The following is a 24281-nucleotide window of genomic DNA, read 5'->3' as shown; positions in this document are numbered from 1 at the left end:
GACTTTATCGGTTTACGACTTCTTTTTTATCGCTTATTTAAAACTAGAAGTTAGCAACTTTCACGAATTTATTGATATCGCAAATATAATATTTGTGACCATTAATCTTGATTGGATCACCATAAACTCTTATCTGCTGATCCTTTCTTAGCATTCTTCTAGTTTGACGCTGTCCGTATTGATTATAAATATATGCATTGTGCTTTAACCCAACACTTTGACCATCAATATTGTTGGCAGCAATATACAAGCCATCACTCAAACAATAGAATGGACGACCATTGATAGTCGTTTGTTTTTCAAAATTAAGCTTTGAGCCTGCCAAAACAATTAATCTGTTAGCTCGAATACCACTTTGATCATACAGATATGAATTATGCATAACTCTTTTTTCAATGATATTTTGGCTAGTTAAAGTGCTGGATGCGGCAACATTAGCCGTTTGAGCATTTTGAATAAGTTTACTGCCAACATTTGCTGCTTTGACATAGCGGTTATGGGCAATAATATAGTATTTCTTGCCTTTAATTGTAACTTGAGAGCCGTAAGTTTTAATTTGCTTGCCCTTATAACGGATACCTGCACTCATAATTCGTTTGCCATGCTTATTATAGACAAAGGCATTATGACGTAAAATCCGGCTAGTAGATTGCACATTACCAACAGCTAAGTAATACTTCTTCTGCTTTGCACCTTGATCTACCAAAATGTAGAAATCGCGGCCATTAATTCGGGTAATGCCATGACTGGTAACAATTGAGCCAGCACCTAAAATAATTTGATTATCCCGCTGACCATTAGCATTGTACAAGTATGCATTGTGCATTAACATTACTTCTTCTGTCTTATTTTCAGGATTCTTATTATCCGGATTAGTTATTGGATTAACAACTGGATTACTAATATTGCTATCTTTTGGATAATTGTTTTGCAAAATCTCAGAAATAGTCTTAGGGTCAGAACTAATTAAGGATAAATGACTAACTGCTTGCGTAATTAGTGCTTTAATTTGCTCAGGATCGGATATCGAAGCAAGATTATCAGTTAAAGTTTTTCCTTGCTTAGCAATTTCCTTAGTAAGAATTGCCTTGTCAGCAGCCGAATAATCAGATCCGTCCTTATGCTTGAGTTCAGCCACAACTTTTTGTGCACTACTGATTGCGTCCGTAATTGCTGCATCAGCTATTTCCTTAATTGCAGTTAGCTTATCAGCCTCGATTGCTTCAGGTGTGTCACCTGTTACATGTTCATGATTGTTATATGCTTTAGCAGTAGCTGCAGTAACTACGTGTGAACCAAACTTTTCATTCAGTTGCTCTAATGCATGTTGATATGTCTCCTTGATTTCTTGGTCTGCATTGTTTTTGGCAAGAGTCTTAGCTTGATTGATATAACTTTCAATGTTGGCTTTAAAATTATCAATTGCAGATTTAATCTGCTCAGCTTTACCTGTAGTATCGCCGACTGGAGCCACAATGTTATCAATCTCATTCCGGCTGCTTTTTGCATAATCGTTTACTTTCTTGATTAACTCATCCTTATCCTGCTGACTCAAGCTTTGATGAGAGTTAATTTCATTTTTAGCGCGTTCAAGATTCCGTGAAATCTCTTCCTGTGCATTTAGCTTGTTAATTGCGGTCATTCCTTTGTCGTAAGCGTCATTGATGTTTTCCATCGTATTAGCTTGACCAAATGCACTAATACCGTCATTGATATCTGCAAGATATTGTTTATAAGCTTCATTATTACGCTGCTCATCAGTTAATTTATTAAATTCGGTTTGCAAGCCGCCAATCTGATCTGATCCATTCAGAGCATTTTCTTTTGCTTTGGCGAACCAGTCATTTGGCATATGACCACTTTGCCATAATTCATCAATTTCCTTACCAACATCTTCTGGTATGTCTTTTCCTTCATTAACCTTATCACTAGCAGCAGTAAATAGTTGGTCAATTTCTGCTAATGCATCTTTTTTATCATCCGGCAATAGTTGAGAAGCATTAATAATTTTAGATGCTTTGGCCTTTTTAGAAACAAGGTCACGCAGAGCAGTTGACTTATTGCCTTGCTGTTTTGCCTGCGATATTAAATCAGCCAAACCAGCATTAGCAATTATGTCATCTGCCTTCTTCTTAACTTCCTGTTCATCTGAATCAGTAAGATCATTAATAGCTTGCTTACTGCTGTCATATAATTGTTGCACTTTATTCTTAAATGGTATTTGCTCATCTGGCAACAGTTTAGAATTAATAATAGCAGTTAAAGCAGCAGCTCTTTCATTTTCAAGCTTGGCAATTGCTTCTTGCTTTGCCTGTACAACTCCCGCTTTTTGTTTCGTCAAATTAACAATAACGTCAATTCCCTTTTTACCAAAATCAGGAGCTTGTCCTTCAGGTACACTACCGTTTAAAGCTGCACTAATATTAGCTTTGGCGTCATTCAAACTATCTGGAGTTAAGGCAGTTAAGTTAACGTTATTAATCTGATCAATGGTCTTCTTTCTAGCCTGTTCAACCTGATCTTTTAGCGAATCAATCAATTCTTTTGCCAAACCATTCGGATTTTCATCAGATTTTTGATTTTGATCGATGGTCTTCTTAGCTTGAGCGGCATAATCATTAATCGCTGCAATTGCAGTGTTCTTCTTAGTCAAGAGATCACTTGGTAATTTAGCATTATCGATTGCTGTAATTGCATTATCTTTTAATGATTGCAAATCAGCAGTCTTATCTGCTTTTAGAATAGCAGAAATACCATTTTGCAGTGCCTGATCAATCTTATTTTCACCAGCTGTAATTTGAAGTGGATCAAGTTTGGAACTCGGATCAGACAGCACTGCTTTAATTTCATCCGCATGTTTATTTAACTCGCCAATCAACTCATTTTTCTGCTGGAAGCCATCAGTCAAATTGGTAACAGCATCTTGGGCATCTTTAACAATTTGCTTCATGGTTGAAATTGGCTTTACGCCGGTTTGAGCCGTCTTGATATCGTTAACTGCCTTATCGTGTTCCTTGTCAATCAGATCCTTCATTGTATTAGCTATTTGACTTATTTCTTCAGGGGTCTTACCAATTTGAGCTGCCACCTGATCAACGATTTGATATGCATTCTGACTTGCCTTATCCAAATCACTCAGGGCCTTGTTTAACGCTTCAGATTGATCAAGATCTGTCTTAATCTGATCTAAACTTGTCTGCCCATTTCCTTTAGCAAGCCTTACTTCATCAATACTGCCTGCACCATCAAGAGCCAAATTGATAGCTGTAAGTGCTTCGTTAACTTGATTGGTTAAGCGATCATATTGTGTTTGATCAATCAAATGATTTTGCCACGATTGACTAATTTGATCTTTGAGTTTACCGGCCTGTTTAGTCAGGTCATCCCTAGCTGCCACTTTTTCATTTTTCAGTGCCGAATCTTTGGCTTGGGCTACAATACCGTTAAGCGCCTTCTCACCAGCTGACTTAGCAGCATCAACCGAATTGACATCAGTGGCTTGATTGATAGTTGCTATTGCATCTTTTAGGCTCTGCTCAATTGCATCCTTTTCCTTGGGAGCATTATCGCGCGTCTTCTCGGCAATGTTATTGAGCTCAGTTATTGCCTTATTTTTAGCAACTTGCAACTTAGCATCTATCAATGTTTGATTAATGTTTGCGATTGCTTCTGCCTTTAAACCGGCAATATCTTTTGCATCAGCACCACTAATAATACCTTTTGCAGTATCATAAGCATTTTGTGCTTTTTGCTGGAAAGCAGCTACTTGTTCTGGAGTTAATCCCTGTTTTCCATTCTCATCTAAAAGATCAGCAATTTGCTTAAGAATTCCTTCCGTGCCAGTTTCAGGATCACCATTCAAAATAGCAGCCAATTCATTTAAAGCGGCTTCTCGCTGTTTCTTAGTATTTTCAGAATTAGCAATCGAAATAACGTTGTTAATGCCATTAATCGCATTTTTTTCATCTTTAGCAACAAGTCCAGCATCAGTTTCAGCATCAATGTTAGCCAAACCTTGGTTAACCACATCGTTTAAAGCAGCTATATCTTTTTCATCTGTTAATTTAGTATGGGCATCAGCGCTGGCCTTTCTGATATTAAGTTTTGCCTGTGCCTTAATGATTGCTAGTGATGTTTCTTGTTCAATAGTTGTAATTTGATGGTTGCCATCAACTAATGCATCGCTTACTTCAGACTTATTCTTAGCTTTATCAATTTTTGTCGTAGCAGTTGTTAATGCTGTATCGATTAACTGTCCGCTACTTGTCGCTTTTTCGTAAGCACTACTTGCATTATCATAATCTTCTTTAATTGCTGCTTTTTCAGTAGTAGTCAAATTAGGATTATTTTGAATAAAATCATTATAGTCTTTAATAAACTGATCATATTGAGTTTTTAGATCGCTCTTAGCACTATTAGCCGCTGTTGTGATTGAAGCTTTCGCCTGTTCTTTTGAGCCTGCAAGGTCTAAACTTTCTGCAGCAATTTTATCAATTGCATTTTCTCCGTCAGTTTCCGCCTTTTTAGCATCTTGTTCGGAAGTAGCCTTTCCGATATTTTGGATTGCAGTTGCCGAAGTATCTTCAATCTTTGCAATTGTTTCTTTCTTAGCATCATCTGTTAGAGTGCTAGAATTATTAATTTCCTGAATTACCTTGGTAACGTGATTGTTTAAGTTCTGCTGACTGATGGCAATAGCGACATTGACATCACTAACAATGTTTTTAAGCTCTGTTACCCCATTATCGGCACTTTGTTTAATTTGCTCAATCGTTTCCGGATTAGGGTCCTTTATTGCAGCATATGACTTATCATAGCTATCTTGAACCTCTTTCAAAAACTTATTCTTAGTTGGAAGATCAATGCTATCAAGCTTATTAATTTGATCAGTCACAATGCTCTTAGCAGTATTTAACTTGTTCCAAGCTTCCTCTTTAGCTCCTTGGAATGCTGCCGTCGTACCAATATTAGCTAATTTTGCCTTAGTAACATCTTTTTGGCGATCAATACCGTCAATAGCAGTCTCTGCCTCAATTGCTATTTTAGCTTGAGAAAGTGCATCTGTAATTTGGCTTTCATACTGATCTTTTTCTACGCCAGACAGTGAGGCATTAGCCTTAATTTCGGCTACTGTAGAATTAGCCAACCGGTCAAGTTCAGCCAAAGCATCTTGCTTATGCTTTGCTAGTTGCTGAACTTCTTCATCATCGGCAATACTATTAGCAACATTGTTCATGCTATTAATACCCAGCGTACTGTCTGAATTGATGTCAACAATACTGGTATCATTTTTAACTAGACCAACAGCCTTATCATAATAGCCCGTAATTGAATCAATGTATTTTTGTGCACTTTCCTTACTTATCTTATGATCCGTTGAAGCTTGCTCAATTACTGCAACATTTTTCTTTTTGGCAGTTAACAAATCATTGATTGCTGCTGATCTTGCAGCCTCAACTAAGGCCTTGGTAAGAGCATCCTGAATATCAACTTTTCCTTGATTTGCAGCCGCATTTAAATCTGTAGTATTTTGTGCGGCCTTAATCTGGGTTGTTGCCAACTGTTCAGCTTGATTAATTAGATCATTATAATATTCTTTATTAGTGGAACTTAATTGCTCATCACTAATTTTACTGATTTGATCACGAGCATCCTGTGCCTGCTTACTAATACTAGATAAAGCAGCTTCTTTTTGTGCCTTAAATTCGGTAGAAACTTTTCCAGTTGCATCCTGAAGAATGTTATCGATTTGTGAAACCAGTGCATCTGCTAACTTGCTGATAGCAGAAGTTGGCGTTTTTTCTACCGCATTATTGTAACTAACAATTGCAGCAGCAATTTGATCTTTAAAGCTCTGCTTTTCTTGATCATTTAAAACATCTAACTCGTCAATCTTTTTATTGACATCATTTTGCTTAGCAACGATTGCATTATTGGCGTTACTGATGGCATTATTGCGCTGAGCAGTTTCATTAGCAGCTGTTTGCAAATCTGCTAATGCTTTAATTCCTTCACTAATATGCGTCTTTATTTCACTAAAGTCTTGACTAGTGTCAATTAAATCACTATAGCCAGTTTTGTCTTGTGAAGTTAATAAGTTATTAGCTTCTTTTTCGTTATTAGCAATATTCTCACTTGTTAAACCAGAAATATTTCTAATATTATCTAAGACAGTATCACGTTTGTCCTCAAGTCTCTTTTTTGCGAGAATTTTAACTTCATTTAAAATATTTTCTTTTGCAGTTGCTTTGGCTGCAGAAACTTTTTCGGCAATATCAGCAATAGAACCATCTTCATTTTTGTCGCTTACTGCATCTATATTGGCAGTACCATTTTTTTGCTCGGTGCTAATTTTGTCATTTTCAGCAGTAGTTGTTTCTAATGCCTGCTCAATCTCATTAACATAAGCGGCAAGTTCAGCTTTAGCAACTTCCTTTTCAAAGAGATTCTTGGCCTGCATAACTTTATTTGCTATCTCTTGATCATTGTTACTACCATAAATTGATTTATTTTCATCAAAAGAAGGAGAATCTTTTTGAGCAGTCGCAACTAAAACAGCTTGATCAATTGCATTTAAGTACTTCTGCTGTTCATCAACGTTTAAGCCACTGTTTTGCAGTTTCAGTTTAGCAGCACTGGCAGCATTAGCTATTTCGATTTTAGCAGCGGCAAGTGTCTTTTCATTATGGACATTGGCAATAGCATCCCTTCCTGCAGAACCATCGTGATCACTACCAGCAAGAATTGCACTAACAGCTTGATTTAAAGCGTCCTTAATCTCACTAGCATCTTGGCTGTGCTGCTCAATTTGCTTATTGGCTTCTTGCTCAACTAATTTTATAGCCGCAATTTTATCTTGGATTGATTTTAAATTACCTTTAGCTTGTTCAACTGCAGTCTTGACTTGGTCTTCATTTTGAGCTAGATCAATGGCACCGTCTTGTTTGATAGCATCATTGACCGCAGTAATTTCTTGGCTATCAATCAATCCATTAATTGCAGTTTGTTGCGTTTCAGTTAAATTATTATCTCCCCCTGCAGTCTTTAAATCATCTTTTGCTTTCCTTAACGACTCACTCAGTTCTGGTTTAAAACTATTCTTATAAGATTTTACGACTCCGATAATATTCTCTTTTTCACTAGCCAAAATGTCAGCTAAATTATCTGCAGTAGTAGTAGATGACTTAATATTGTTTGTAGCAGTTACCAATGCTTGGTTAATTTTGTCTTTAATTGATGGATAAGCAGCCGACTGATCATTAGCTAATGATTGTAATTCGTCAATTGCCTTAGACCTTTGAGTTTGTAAATTATCATGAGCATTAGCCGTATCAATTGCTGCTTGAATTATTGCTAGCGCTTTCTTTTGCCTACTACTTACGGACAAATGATCTTTTGCCCCATATACAGAAGTATTTTCATCATAACCCTTTTCGGTTGGTTGTTTCGTGTAAGCATCTGCCTGGGCCATTGCTTGGTTGAAAGCAGCAGCCTGCTCTGGAGTTAGGCTTGCCGGTAAATTATTTTTGGCTTGGGTAATTGCTGCTTTGATTGCTTGTGCCGCTTCTTTTTGCGCATTAGCTAATGAAGCAATTTTCAAGTCAATTGCAACTGGCCGTGATCCTTCATCAAGAGCGAGCGGATCATATTCAACGAAGTTAGCATGCGGTGTCAATAAAATTTGAGTTTTTTCATCAAGATTAGCTGTAGTTGATGTCGGTAAAACTAACCTAAAGGAACCGTCATTGTTGACTTTGGCAGCAAATTGCTTTTGTTTAAGACTTCCATCTGAGTCTGCGGTTTTACCATATGGGCTCTCAATCATATTGCCATTTTGTTCGTTTTTCGGGAACCAGCTAGTTATTTTGCCACTAGGACTCTTTAGGCTAGCTAAAATATAGGCATCAGTTCCGCCCGGAAGAATCTTATTGAATAAGCCATCACTTTCGGGTCCATCCTTGCTTTCTTGATAATTTAGCACAGATCCAGGAGCACCAACGACTTCTCTTGAGCCATCTTCATTGGTGACAACACTAACTTTAGTTGGATCTATGTCTAAAAAACCACTTGTATTAGCTGGAATAAAGCGAGCGTTGTTATATCCGGGAAGTAAGCTATTGGCAAAAATCTTAGAAATTACTTGAGCAAAGACTGTATCAAAAGTTGAATTTTGTTTACCTGCATCTTCTAAAATTGTCTTTAAGAACGGTATCTGGTTTAAAATAGCTGAAACAACAGGTTTTTTCTCTAACTCTTTTACATCATCAGATGTAATCTTGGTATTACCATTCAACATTTCAATTTTATTAACGTTGAGTGTGTCATTACCCTTTTGAACCTGCAAAACATGGTACGGCGGAAGCGCAATTGATCCCGTAAGACCAATCCCATTGAGTAAGTCACCTAGATCAAGTGCCTGGCGGACGTTAGTAATTGAAATCTTATTGTTCCCGATAATGCTGGTTCCTGGATTCTTATTTAAATGTGCATCCAATATTAAGGAACGAGGGTTATTAACAATAATTGAACCACCCTGGCCAGTATCCACCAAGATAATTGCGTTTCTACCAGTATCTGCTCCTTCTAGCCGAGCTTCAAAACTACCATTTTGAACAGTAGCAGTTCCTTCAATCAGAACCAAAGTATCGTTATATACGCCCATGTTCTGGCCAATGATGGTTAAAGAACCTCTTGGTCGAATATTAATGTCGCCACCATCATACAACAAATTTCTTCTCTTATTGAAAGCAGCAATATCACCATTAGTATTAATTTTGACATTTCCGCCATTTAGAATATTAAAGGCGGAAGTGTTACCCTTAGTAGTTTTATTAATATAAATGGCAGAAGCCTGTTTGTAATCGTAATCTGAAAAGATACCTGAACCAATATTAATATTCAAATCGCCTTGAACATTAACCGTTTCTTTATCGCCTCGCATTACGATTGCAAAAACAGTTCCAGTACCTTCTGCTGGATTAGCTTTAGTCGCATTAATACCATCGGCATTACCACGAGGATCTAAGTTGACTGTTGCACCCTTAGCTACGTTGACGGTATTATTGCTGCCATCCATCTGAATGATGTTACCCGCAATTGTTTTGCCGATAAAGTTACCTTCGTCAAAATCAATTGTGTTATCAGATTTGGTAAACTCAAATAATTGCTGGTTATCTCCATTGGAAGCAGTAGTACCAGGATATGGGCAATGAATTGTTTCTGCCACGTTTTGGTCACCCACAAAATGGATGTGCGTTCTAGAACTTGAATAAACCATCTGTGAACCATGGAAACGAACGTTTTTAAATGTAATTACGGCTTCTTTTTGATTACCAACATTAGCCGTATCAATAACACCAAAGAAATCAGCACTGTATAAATCTAAATTTTCATAGGTCAAGTCTAGAGAATTAGCAGAAGTTAAGTTAGGATGGTTGCCTTTAAAATCAATTTTGTGTCTACCCAAACCAGACGATTTAATCAGCAATTTTCTTCCTGTAAAATCAAAACCAGTAGTGCCATTATCTTGGTCAGCTGAAATATCACTCATAATATCGATTTCGTTAATTGTCGTGTTAGCAGGAATCTTTTTTTGCTGATAGGCATTAACAAATTGACGCCAATTATATACCTTAGCAACATTGCCTTCTACTTGCGGTGTATCACCTATTATATCCACCAAGCCTAGATTTTGGTTAGCTTTAGGTTGTTGTTTGGCCGGCTTAGTCGGTTGCTTATTGGAAGAATCATCTGGCAGCTTATTTTGCTCTAAATCATTATTAGTTTGGTCGCCTTTATTTTGCTTATCTTGCTTTTGGTTACTATTACTAGTTCCAGAGTTAGCAGAAGCATTGTCATTTGCATCATTATTTTCCTTAGAGTCGGCCACTTCAGTAGAAGAATTGCTCTTTTCTGTCTCTTCATGGTTAGGAGCAGATGAATCATTAATAGCTTTTTGGGTGACTTTCGACACCTTACTGTCCTGCTTTGTTTGAGAAGCTGAAGATTGATCTACATTGCTTTCTTTAAAAAACAAGCTTAAACCAGAATATGTTGTCAAATCTGGCTTATTACTTTTTTCTTCATTTAAGTCAGTATGATTATTTTCTTTTACTACATTATTTGCCGTTTTGGTAGTCGAATCTGTGGCAACCTGACTTGTTTGTTGTTCAGGACTAATTTCGCTTGCCTTAACAGATTCAGCATTTATACCGAAAAATGAAAAGCCTAATAAAACAGAAACTGCACCAATACTCAATTTGCGAATTGAATACTGGTCATGCTTATCTTGCATTTCCATTTGCTTCAATCGTTCTTGAAAATTATTTTTACCTAACATACAGATATCCTTTCTATTAACCATAGCCTATACATCTATACCGTAATATCTGTAATTATTAAAGTCAATTTTAAAGCTTTTTTAATATATTTTATAAAAGATTATAGTAAAAGTAGTTATTATAACGCTAAAATTATTATCATCATAGGCCTATTTTTCCTATTTTTTTATTAATAAATCTTGTTTATACGTATCTATGTATACATATAATATAAGACAAAACTAAATCAAATATAAAAAATGGTACAACCTGTATTTTCAACAAGTTGTACCACTTTTATTTTATCTATTTAGCTTTTAAAAATTGGCCTTCTTTACATATTTGTTTTTAGCAACAATGTAATAAAGCTTATTCTTAATTTTTACTGGTGCACCATAAGTCCTTACTTTCTTATGCTTGCGTAGAATTCTCTTACTTAAGCGATTACCATATTGACCGTAAATAAAGGCATTATGCTTTAGTTTCAATTGCTTTGGATCAATATTACCAGCAGCTATATACATTCCATCAGCCAAACCATAGTAGAGCTTACCATTAATGCGCTTAATGCCGACCGTATCAATGATGGAACCAGCACCGAAAATTAACTTATTGCATCTCACTCCCTTTTCGTCATATAGATATGCATTATGCATGATTGTTTTTTCGACCGTTGCGTTTTCTTTCTTGTTTTCAGGAACGCTTACTGGCGTAACCTTAACATTTTCGGTCTTAGGAATGATTTTCTTAATGTCAACCTTGCTTGCCTTAATGTATTTGTTCGTATCAATGATAAAGTACTTTTGACCACGAATGTTGACTACATCGCCGTATGTATTAACAGTCTTACCCTTCTTGATAACGCCCAGATTCTTGAGCTTATTACCATACTTATCATATACATAAGCATCATTCTTTAATTTTTGTACCAAATACTTAACGTTGCCAATCGCCAAATAATATTTTCTGTTATTATCGCCCCGATCAATTAAGATGTAGTACTGATTGCCATTAATATTTTCTATACCGTAAGTCTTGACAATTGAACCTGCTCCAAGAATAATCTTATTGCACCTCTTACCGTCAAGGTCATAAACATAAGCATTATGCATTAAGGTAACTTCCTCGGCATTGGCTACAGAGGTATCAACATCCTTATCTCCACCAGTTCCAGGCTTAGTTGCTACAGGTACTTGTGAATTACCAGAACCGTCTGATGAACTTCCAGAGCCACCCGAATTAGAATTATTAGATGAACCATTATTTGTAGCTTCAATTTTAGCAATAGCAGAACTTATATTATTTAAATCATTTTGATTTTGTTCCTGTGCTTTAGCTAATTCTTCAGCAGTAGTTGACTCGCTAATCCGTTTTGTACCATCTTGTTTGACCTTACTAATCTTTTCCTTTAACTGATCATATTGATCTTGATTTAACTTCTTAGCAGCTAAATCATCGTCAATTTGTTTTTGCAATTTAGCAGTGTCTTGATCAAATTTAGTTTGCGCAGCAGCCTTATCAATTTCAACATTTGATCCACCAATAATGGTAATTCCATCATCTCGATGCTTGTCGATTGAACTAGAATCGTCGGAATTATCGATCTGATCTTTAGCATCCTTAGAATTTTTATCGATCTGATCCTTAATATTCTGCTTTTCTTTGTCAGTGTATTTTGAACCATCCGGTTTCTTGGTCTCATCTTTATCAAGCTTGTTCTTGGCATTGGCAGCAGCATCATCTACTGCACCCTTGGCAATTGCTTTTTCTGCATCGAGCTTACTCTTTTTAATCTCATCGAAAGTATTACCTGTAACATGTTGATGAGTATTCCAAGCACTATCAGTTGCACTCGTGATAGCTTGAGCACCGTATTCCTTGTGGAGTTTATCAATTGCTTCTTGATACTTTTGTTGCAGCTCCTGATCAGCTTTAGTTCTACTTTCATTCGTAGCTTTATTAACTATGCTTTGAATTTCATTTACCGCATTGATAGCAGCATCGCTAATTTGACCTTTTATCGTTTCTAGATCACTAGCTGAATTAGAAATGTTAGAAATGTTTTCCTTACCTTTTTTGGCTTGGTCTTTAATCGCAGCTATCATCTGATTTTTCGTGTTTTCGTCAATATCATCATTTTGAATAAGTTCGCTGATTGCTTTATCAGAAGCAACTTGGACAGTTTCCTTACCCTTAAGCTTGTTCAAAGCTGTCATACCCTTATTGTATGCAGCAGTGACCTTTTCTATTTCACTAGCATTTTTTATTCCTTCAATGCTATCTGTAATATCTTTAATATCAGCAGCATAATCTGGATTCGATTTTTGTCTATCAGCTAATTCGTCAAGGCCCGTTTGCAGACCTGCAACATCACCGTCACCAACCAGCGCATTATTTTTATCAATAGTGACCCATTTAGAAGAATTTTTAATAATATCGTCAATTTCTCGACCAATTTGTGCTTCATCGGTTGGTATCTGGCTAATATCTGTTTGCTTTTCAATCTCAGTTTTAGCATTTTCATAGGCAGTATCTACTAAATTTTTAGCAATTGTCTTTTGCACTTGAGTCAACTGTGATTGATCAATTATTTGCTTGGCCTGAGCCTGCTTATTCTGCAAGATTCCTTCAGCAGTAGTCTTGGCACCTGCAAGATCAACATCGTTTTTAATTTGATCAAATCCTGGTATTTTTTCACCATTTGATCCTTGAGACCCCTTAGAAGCGGCATCAACAATGGCCTTTGCTTCTTGGGTTATCTCATCAATCGTCTTATCTGTTCCATCCGGCTTTTTATCAGAAATACTGTTGATTTTACTTTTACTGCTGTCAAAGATATCTTGAATCTTTTGCTTTTGTTTAGCTTGATCGCTAGCAGACAATCCTGATTTTTCGATAGCTTGATCAGCAGCAGCTTTATTTACTTGCAATTCATTAATTGCATTTTGCTTGATTTGATTGATTGCTTCAATTCTAGCAATAGCAGAACTTATATTACTTAAATCAGCTTGATTTTGTTCCTGTGCTTTAGTTAATTCTTCAGCAGTAGTCGACTCGCTAATCCGTTTTGTACCATCTTGTTTGACTTGACTAATCTGATTCTTTAATTGATTATATTGATCTTGACTTAACTTATTAGCAGCTAAATCATCGTCAATTTGCTTTTGCAATTTAGCAGTGTCTTGATCAAATTTAGTTTGCGCAGCAGCTTTATCAATTCCAACTTCAGATCCACCAATAATGGTAATTCCTTCATCACGGGCATCATCTGTATCAGTTTTACCAGTTTTATCGTCTTTCTTACCTGTAGTTTGATCTATTTTGTCTTTAGCATCCTTAGAATTTTTATCAATCTGATCCTTAATATCCTGCTTTTCTTTGTCAGTGTATTTCGAACCATCCGGTTTCTTGGTTTCATCTTTATCAAGCTTGTTCTTGGCATTGGCAGCAGCGTCATCTACTGCACCCTTGGCAATTGCCTTTTCTGCATCGAGTTTACTCTTTTGAATCTCATCAGGAGTATCACCAGTAACATGTTGATGAGTATTCCAAGCACTATCGGTTGCACTCGTGATAGCCTCAGCGCCGTATTCTTCATGAAGCTTATCAATTGCTTCTTGATACTTTTGCTTTAGTTCATCATCAGCTTTAGTTCTACTTGCATCAGTTGCTTTGTTAACTTCGCTTTGGATATCATTTACCGCATTGTCAGCTGCCTGCGAAATCTGATTCTTCTTTGCTTCAGGATCACCAGTCGGAGCAGTTACGTTAGCGATATTCTGCTTACCTTCCTTAGCATGATTCTCTGCATTCTGAATAAGTTCATTTTTCTTATCTTGATCCAAATCATTGTTGGCATTAATATCAGCTTTAGCTTTATTAAGGCTTTCATTGATAGTTTCCATTCCCTTGAGCTTATTCAAGGCAGTTATTCCCTTGTCATAGGCTGCACTGATTGCTTGAATGTTATCAGCTTGCTTAATTGCAGTGATGCTATCAGTAATGTCCTTAATGTTGCCACTATATTCAGGATTTGCTTTCTGTTCGGCAGTTAACTTGTCAAATTGCTCTTGCAAACCATCAATACCTTCAGTACCATTCAGTGCATTGGTTTGATCAGTTTTAACCCAACTAGATGAATTCTTAATAATGTTATCAATCTCTTGACCAATTTGTGCTTCATCAGTTGGAATTTTACTAATATCTGTTTGCTTTTCAATCTCAGTTTTGGCATTTTCATAGGCAGTATCTACTGCATTTTTAGCAGCAGTCTTTTGCTCTTGGGTCAGCTGTGACTGATCAATTGTTTGCTTAGCCTGAGTCTGTTTATTTTGCAGGATTCCTTCAGCAGTAGTCTTGGCACCCGCAAGATCAGCATCATTTTTAACTTGATCAAATCCTGGTATTTTTTCACCATTTGGTCCTTGATAACCCTTAGAAGCGGCATCAACAATGGCCTTTGCTTCTTGCGTGACTTCTTCTACGGTCTTATCAGTTCCATCTGGCTTTTTATCAGAAATATTATTAATTTTATCCTTACTGCTGTCAAAGATATCTTGAATCTTTTGCTTTTGTTTTGCTTGATCGCTGGCAGACAATCCTGAATCTTCGACGGCTTTATTAGCTGCGTTTTTATTTTGTTGTAATTCAGCAATTGCCTCCTGTTTAGCTTGGAATATTGCTTCTTTTGTCTTAGCCAAAGTGTAAACTTTGTCAACACCTGCTTCACCAAAGTCGGCGGTTCCTCCGTTTTCTGGAATACCTTTTTCAGCATTTGAAATCTTATTCTTTGCAGTTTCTAAGTCAGCAGCCTGCGCGTTTTCAGGTAAATTAATTGCCTGAATCTTTTCTTTTGCCTTTTTAACTGCCTGATCAACCTGATTTTGTAAGTCTTGCTTTTGCTCATCGCTTAGATCTTTGGCAATACTATTGATATCGCCCTTATCTTTTACATATTGATCTAATGCACTAATCTGCTTATTTTTCTCTGCTAATAAACTAGTTGGTAATTTAGCATTATCAATGTTTTGCTTAACTGTATCTTCGATTTTAGCCAAATCATCAGTATCTGTTGCTTGATAAATATTAGTAATTCCTTGTTGTAATGCTTGGTTGATAGCTTGCTCACCAGTAGCAACTTCTGTCGAAGACAAATTTGGATCTTGTAAACTTGTTTTAGCAGATTGAGAATACTGCTTTAAATCATTAATTACCTTATTCTTTTGCTCAAAGCGTTCGGTTAAATGATTTAATGCATTAACACCGTTAGCCGTTGCCTCATTTATGGCTACATTAGCATCTTGGGAACTATTTTTAGCAGCTTGAATATTTTTAGCAGCTTTAGAACGTTCTTGTTCAATCTGTTCTCTCATTCTTCCAGCTAATTCAGGATCATCGTTAGCGATCTTATTAGCGGAAGCAGTTGCTTTATTAACTGCATCTTGTAATTTTGCCAGTGCTTCATTTAAGTTCTCTGCGCTGGTGATTGCAGAGCTGATGCCATTCAAATCAGATGTATTCTTAGCAATCGCATCATCCAGGTCTGTTTGCTTTGTAGAAGAAGTAATTCTGGTTTCACCATCACTACGTATCTGGTCAAGCTTGCTCTTTAAGTCATCAAACTGATCTTGACCAATCTTTTTATTCGCTAAATCATTATTAAGCTGAGTTTGTAACTTATTTACTGCTTCTTCAAAACTAGATTTAGCTGCTGTTTTATTAGCAGTAAGCTGTTCGTTATCAGCTGTATTAACAATATTAGTTATTGTGGTTGTCCCATTATCTTTAGCTGTCTTAACTTCATCTTGGTTTTGAGCTTGATCAACATTTGCTTTTGCCTTGTCACGTTCAGCATTAATTGTAGTTTCATCTTTCTTATCTTTATTAACAGCATCTTGAGCAAGGTGATCCAAATCAGCTTTTGCCCTATTCTTTGCTGCTTGCAATTTTGCCGCTGTAACAATGTCATCAATGTTCTTTAATCCGGTGTTCTTTTCAGTATCAATATTTTCCTTAGTAGCACCCTCAACATTTGCAACTGCACGATCATGCGCTTGTTGCAATGCATTTTGGTAATCTGCTTTTTGCTGGTCAGTTAAGTCTATCAGATTGCCAACATCACCTAATGCACCAGTATTTTGGGTCTTGTCTCCTAGTTTTTGATTTAAAGCATCGATTGCTTCTTGCTTTAATCTCCGAGTGTTTTCTGCATCACTTGATTGAGCAATTGATGTGATATTCTTAATGCCATCAATAGCATTACCCTTAATCTTGTTTACAGTATCAATATCTTGCGCTGCGTCAACATCAGATACTCCTAGTTTGGCAACAACATCGATAGCATCTTGATCTTTTGGATCAGATAGATTCTTTTTAGCTTCGTCTGCCGCTTTTTGAATAGCTTCTTTAGCTTGCGATTTAGTTGCTGACAGGTTTGCCTTTGATTCCGCGTTTCTAATAGAATTAATTGCGTCATTATAAATATCAGAAACATTTTGCTTGTTTGTGGCTTTTTTAATCTGAGCTTTTGCATTTTGCGCAGTTGTATTAATACTATTAGTGACGTCATCAAAAGTAGATTTAAGTTCAGTTTTAGCCTCATCACTTAAGGAGTTATATAAATCATTTAAGCGCTTAATGGCCGAATCAGCGGCATCACTAATTTGCTTACTTGCATTATTTTTAAGAGTATCTAAGCCATTGCCTTGTGACTCAGCCAAATCAATTGCTTTTTCACCGTCTTTTTCAGCACTATTAGCTGAAGCGATATCAGTTTGGTTAGTTACTTTTGCTTTCGCACTGTCACGAGCTGACTGAATTGCGGTAATGGTTTGATTCTTAAGATCTTGCGAAATGTCCGTTGAAGATTGAATCCGATTAATAGCTTGTTCAGCATACTGATCAAGCTTTTGTTGATTAATAATCTTGTTGATATTTAAATCTGTAATAACATCGTCAATATTCTTTTTACCTTGCTCTTTTTCCGAGGTAATTTGGTCAATTGTTGCAGGAGAAGGATTATTAACTTTACTTATTGCAGCATCATATGCAGCATCAACTTTTTTCCGCAGCTGATCTTTGTTTGCGCTTGTAACTTCATCCAAGTTACCGATCTTTTGGTAAATTGTGTTTTTCTCAGCTAATAATTCAGAAATTGCCTTATCCTTGGCTGATTGAATATCAGCATCTTCTTGAATTTTATTTAATTCCGCTTTACCATCGTTTAAAGCTGCTTGTACTTGATCCTTATCAGCCGCTTGAATAGCAGATTGAGCATTATTAAACTTTTCGGTAATTTGATTATAATATTTAGTCTTTTCTGTAGGTGATAAATTAGGATCATTTGTAATATGATTCCGAACATTGTCTACCGCTTTTTGTAAATCATTAAGCGCATTTTGCTTTTGTTGTGCTAATTTTTGCGATTCAATATCCGATGAAATACTATCAGCTACACTCTTAATATCTGCTATTCCTTTTGTAGCATGATTGGTGATATCTCCAAGCTGGTAATCTACAGCTATTGCCTCGGTAGCTTGATCATAGTATTTATCAATTTGATTAAGCTTATCTTGCCAACTACTATCACTAATTGATTTTGCATCATGCGCATCATTGAGCACTTTTTTAGCTGCTTCTTTGGCATCACGTAAATCTTTAATAGCTTTTGACCTAGCAGCCGAAATCTGAGCATCATTCAAATCACGGTTAATATTAGCTTCACCATCTTTTTGAATTGAAGCTATTGCATCAACAACTGTAGTCGCATCAATTTTATCTGTAGCTTCCTTAACATGCTTATCAATTAAGTCCTTGTAGTAATCCTTACTTGTTTGACTAAGTTGGCTATCAGGAATTTGGTCAATTGCATTCTTAGCAGCAGTTGCTTCATCTGCAAGTTTTTGTTTAGCTGAAGTTTTTGCAGTTTCTACTACTTCATTAGCTTTACCTTGAGCTTTGGTTACCACGTTATCAATGTTGCCATTAACTGTATTTACCAAATCATCAATCTTAGAACTTTGTGTCGTTGCTAAATCATTAACTCCTTGATCGGCTAAATCATTAACCTGCTTATGATATGCGGCTTTCTGTTCGTCAGTTAAAGAATTAATATTATCGATAACCTGATTGGCCTGCTCTTGCTTTTGACGAATCTTTTGCGTAGCTTCAGTGATTTGCTTATTAAGTTGACCCTTTTCTGTTTGAGCAGCTAGCAATTTGCTTAAAGCGTCAATTCCATCGTTTCTGACAGAATCAATTGCTTCTAAACTATCTGCCTGATCAATCTTTTGATTATAGCCAACTGGCTTTTGCTCGTTATTGATTAATTTTCTTGCCTGCTCTTTGACATCATCAATATCTTTTGCAGTCAAGCCAGTAACATTATCCAGTTGATTTTCAAAATCTGATTCAGCATCATTTAACTTCTTCTTAGAAATTTCTTTCAAAACATTTTTCTTTGCTTGTTCTTCTGCAGCATCAATATCAGTTGCTTGATCAATAGCAGTCAAGCCAGCTTTAATTGCTTGGTCAATTGCAGGAGTCGTAGTAACACCGATATTGGTGTTACTTGTTTGACCAAATCCTACCAATTCAGCCTTAGCTGCCGCTTTAGCAAAAGCATTTTGTGCCTTGGCAATTCTCTGCTTGATAGCGTTTTCATCCGAAGTGCCATAGATAGATTCATTAGCATCATAACCATCAGTTCCAGGCTGTGCTGTAGCTAATTTAACTGCATTATCAATTTCGGTTAAATAGCTAGCTTGATCAGCAGCTGATAACCCTGATTCTTGCACACGCTTTTTGGCTGCCTGTGCAGCATTAATAATGTTTTCTGCTTCTTGGTCAGCATATACCTTATCAATTACCTCTAGACCTTTAGAGCCATCAGGATCATCCCCTGTTATGACGTCATGAACCGTCTTATTTAGTGCATCCTTTATTTGTTCAGCTTTATCGGTATGCTTTGTAATTTGATCCTTAGCAGAATTTTCAAGCTTGGTTATTGCATTAATTGTATTTTGTAAAGCAGTAATTGCATCTTGTGCCTCTTTTTGATGACTTTCAACGGATGACTGATCTTCATCTTTATCAATGTCACCCTTATCTGCAATGATTGCCTGCGGTCGATTAAGTCGATCAGCCAGTGCTAAGATATCATCTTTTTGCTTTTGATCTAGATTTGTATCTTCTGCAATACCTTGCAAAGCCGATTTAACTTGCTTAATTTGATTATTTAAATCTGCCTTAATAGCATTTTTATATTCTTGTGCTACATGATTAATTGCATCAACACCTGTATCCTTTGCCTTGGTAATTTCTTCAGGAGTTTTTGCAGCTTTAACTTGGTTAATGGCATTATCCCGCGCTTGATTTATTGCAGTGGTTTGAGATGGATAAGAACTAATTTGTTTATTGGCAGCATCATTTAACTCATTAATTGCATCTGTACGATTAGTTTCAGTTTCTGAAGATGACTTGGCATTTTTTAGTGCTTGCTCAATGATATCTATAGCTGCTTGCTTCCGATTATTAACTTCAACATAGGTATTTGCACTTGGATCGTAAACCGAGGTAGTTTTATTATCATCCGTAATAGTTTGTGAAGCTGCTGCAGCTGCTTTAGCAATGGCATCATTAAATGCTGCATTTTGTTCTGGAGTCAGATTATTCGGTAGATTAGTTTTTGCATTATTAATAGCATCGTTTATTTCTTGAGCTGCATGATTACGCGCTTCGTTAAGAGTTTGAATATTTAAGTACTTAGAAATTGGCCTACTTCCTGAATTAACATCAGTTGGATCATAGCCAATAAAATTGGCACTTGGTGACAATTCTATTGAATACGCTTTATTCAACTTAAGTACTTGATCAGCTGGAATAGTAAATTCAAAGGAGCCGTCATCATTAACAACAGCAGCAAATTGTTTAGGTAATGGGTTAAGAGAGCTATTACTTATATCTCGCAAAGAATCATTTGTATCCGCATATGGATTAGCTATTAGCTCATTGCCGCTTTCATCTTTTGGTGACCAAACAGACTTATTTTTATTACCGTCAACTAGGTTTGCTGTGATATAAGCCTTAGTAGCTACAGGTAAAACTAAACTAAAAATGTTTTTTGGATGTTGCAAATCAGTATCTGGCCCGTCCAAGGCAGCATCATAATTAATTACGCTTCCTGCTTCACCAGAAATTGTCTGGGATCCATCACTATTTCTAACAACATCAACTTTACTTGGATCAATATCCAAAAATCCGCTCGGATTAGCTGGAATAAAACTAATGTTGTTATAACCGAAATTATTTTGGTTATTAAAAGCCTTCTCAATGATATCTTTAAAAAGACTGTCATAAGTGGCATTAGTACTTGCAGCCGATTGTAAAGAAGTGATTACGTCAGGCGGTAAAGCCTCGAACTTGACACCAGCGTTGGCCATTTTGTCCTTTAAATCAGTTAAATCCTTTTGGGTAATTTTACGAAGTCCATTCAGTAATTCGATATTATCCACAAGAATTGTTTGATTAGTCTTCCTTACTTTTAAAACATGGAATGGTGGCAACTGAAGCTCATTAATATTTATGCCTAATCCACTCAAATCAAATTTTTGTCTAACATTAGTAATAGTTATTGGCATTGCACCGATAATACTGGTATTAGGATTTTTATTTAAGTGTGCATCTAAAATTAAAGAAGTGGGGTTATTAACAATTAAAGTACCACCCTGGACATCAACTAAAGTGATAGCACCAGTGCCTGCATTATCCAACAATCTAATGTTAAAACCACCGTTTTCGACATCGGCTTTACCTTTAATGTAAACCAATGTGTCTGAATAGTTACCCATATTTTGACCAGTAACATTCAGTGTCCCTCTTGGTCTAATATTAAAATTACCACCGTCGTAAATAACATTTCTTTTTAGCATATAGTCGGCAATATCACCGTTAGTATTTATATTTACCGTGGCGTCATTTAAGATGTTAAAAGTTGAAGTTGGACTATCATTTATGTAAATGGCAGTAGCTTGGTTATTATCATATTGCCCTTTATATTTATCATTTTGAACTACAATATTAAGCGTCCCGTTAACATCAACGGATTCATTATTACCTCTTAAAACAATTGCAAAAATGGTTCCAGTCGTTTCTGCAGGATTACTAATCAAACTAGTACCATCACCATTACCACGTGGGTACAAGCTAACTGTTGCCCCCTTATCGATAGTAACCTTGTTATAGTCACCAGACATTTCAATTACATTACCGCCATATGTTTTACCAACAAATGTTCCTGAAAAAGTAATTGAGTTGTTATCACCAGTATATTGAAATAATTGCTGGTTATTTGCATCGGATGGTCCATTAACGTCATATGGTGTCTTAACTGTTTCTGCAGTATTATTGCCAACAAAGAAAATATGCGTATTTTTGTTGGTATATATCATCTGAGAGCCGTGAAAATCAACATTTTTAAAAGTAATGTTAGCATAATTATCACCTATCAAATCATATGCCCTTGCAATACCATAAAAGTCAGCACTCCAGATATTTAGGTTTTCATATGTTAAATCCAAAGAAGTATATCCCTTTAAATTAGGGTGATTACCTTTAAAATTGATGGTATATTTATCCGTTCTTTTATCAGCATCATAACTCTTAATAAGTAGGGTTCTACCATCAAAGTCGAATCCAATCCAGTTGACGTTATTGTCAGCAACAATATTTTGCATAATATCGATTTCACTGACAGTTTTATTCTGATAAGCATTTTTAAATTGTGCCCAAGTGTAGACGTGAGCTGCACCATTAACAATTGTTGGCTGATCACTGGTTTTATTATCATTAGCAGTTAAGTCAGTGTCTTTTTTCTTAATGCTGTCAGGAGTTTTTCCTGATTGATCACCAGTATTTGCTGGATTATTATTGTCTTTTGAATTATCTGGTAGTTTACCATTATCCTTGCTATTATCACCTGATCCAGTAATATCAGAGGATTGATCTGAATTGGAACCTTTTGAGTTATTTTTATCCGTTTGGTCTGAATTCGAGCCATTCGAATTAGATTTATCCGTTTGGTCTGAATTCGAACCATTCGAATTTAATTTGTCCGTTTGATCTGAAGTATCAGTACCATTAGAATTTTGTGTTCGACTATTTTGATTATTGTCTATTTGAGTGGCCTTGTCTTTATCAATACCGGTTTGACCTGCTAAACTAGTCTGTTGCGTTTTACCGGTTTCTGGCTTGGTAGCATTTTCTGAATTACCAGTATTTGTTTTTAAAAAAGAAGTAAGCCCAGAATATGTAGATAAATCTTGTTTTGTATTTTTATTTTCATTGACTGATGTTACATCAGACTGCTTTGTATCTATATTTTCTTTTTTTACTTCTTGTTTAGAATTAATATTATCGGCTTTTACAAATTGAGTATTCATTCCAAAAAAAGTAAAACCAAGCAAAACAGAAGCAGCGCCAACCGTGAATTTCCTAATTGAAAATCGCTCCTTCTTATTTTGCATATTCATTTTTTTTCTTTTCTCATTTAAATTATTTTTTCCTAACATAATTAGCCTCCCTATAAAGACACTTTATATCTTTTATTTTATTGGTAAGGCTAATAAATGCTAATATATTGCTTATTATTATATTAAAAATACAACAGTTATTGTTATTTAAAAACAGCCTTTTTTATCACTTAAGAAATTATGGTCGTCGTTATTCCTGAAAATACTAGAAAAATTTATCGACTATCAGCACAATAAATATTGAAGACAAATAACTTCTTAGATCACTTATTTATTTAATAAATTTTTATTATACTTTTTATATTTTATATATTCATATAGATAATTTTATAAAGATATACTATATAAATAAAGATAAAAACAAAAATGCCACAAGCTATTACAAAATAACTTGTGACATTTTTTACTCAACTAACCAAATTATTGACTAAAAATTAGATTTCTTTACATACTTATTTTTAGCAACTAGATAAAACTTTTTATGGTTAATTTTGACTGCAGCACCATAGGTTCTCACCTGACTATGCTTCTTCAAAACTTTTTTACCAATTCGATTACCATGTTTACTATAGATAAATGCATTATGAGTTAACTTACTCTTTTTACCGTCTATATTACTTGCAGATATATATAGATTATCATCTAACTTATAGAATAATTTACCGTTAATCATTTTTGGATTAGTGGTCTTAATTACGGAACCACCTAAAATAATTAACTTATTAGCTATTCTTCCTTCTCCATCATACAGATATGAATTATGAATTATTTCTTTTTCAAATACATCTTGATTCTGAGTGTTAGCTACAGGGGTGCTGATTGGAGCTGCCTCAACTTTAGAAGTTCCTACTGAGCTTGCCTTAGCAGCAACATTTTTTGCCTTAACATATTGATTACTGTTAATAATGAAGTACTTTTGTCCACGAATAGTGACAGCCGCACCATAAGTATCAATAAATGCGCCTTTCTTCAACTCGCCGGCCTTCTTTAACCGTTTACCATGCTTGTCATATACGTAACTATTGTGCTTAAGCTCTAGTTTTCTAGCTTCAATATTCGCTACTTTAATGAGGTACTTACTATTATTTGCCCCTCGATCAACAACAATATAGTAGTTTTTGCCAGCAATATTTTTAATGCCATAAACGGTAATGACTGAGCCAGCCCCTAGAGTAATCCGATTTGCCCGATCACCATGAAGGTCGTAAATGTACGCATTATGCATCAATTTTACTTTCTGACCATTATTGAGATCGACATCAACATCTTCAGAAGAATTCTTTTGATTAGAGCCGGAGCCATTGGAGCCTGAGCCATTGGAGCCGGAACCGTTGCTGCCGGAACCATTACTGCCGGAGCCATTAGAACCAGAGCCATTGGAGCCGGAACCATTGCTGCCGGAGCCATTAGAACCAGAACCATTGCTGCCTGAGCC

General features: G+C 35.9%; 3 protein-coding genes. All 3 read right to left on the bottom strand.

All coding sequences use genetic code 11. The features are described 5' to 3' along the window. Positions 1–43: 43 nt before the first annotated feature. On the bottom strand, positions 44–10363 hold the full coding sequence (locus J3U73_RS01795) for an SLAP domain-containing protein (RefSeq protein WP_267409405.1): 10320 nt from the start codon (positions 10361–10363) through the stop codon (positions 44–46). 273 nt (positions 10364–10636) lie between these two features. Then, entirely contained in the window at positions 10637–22885 is a 12249-nt protein-coding gene (locus J3U73_RS01790; RefSeq protein WP_267409404.1) for an SLAP domain-containing protein, read from the bottom strand. A gap of 388 nt (positions 22886–23273) precedes the next feature. Then, positions 23274–24281, bottom strand: a 1008-nt coding sequence (locus J3U73_RS01785) for an SLAP domain-containing protein (protein ID WP_267409403.1), incomplete at its 5' end; no start/stop codon positions are given.

The organism is Lactobacillus sp. B4005, from assembly GCF_026536045.1.
Taxonomy (GTDB): domain Bacteria; phylum Bacillota; class Bacilli; order Lactobacillales; family Lactobacillaceae; genus Lactobacillus; species Lactobacillus panisapium.
This window is presented reverse-complemented; position numbering and strand designations above follow the sequence as displayed.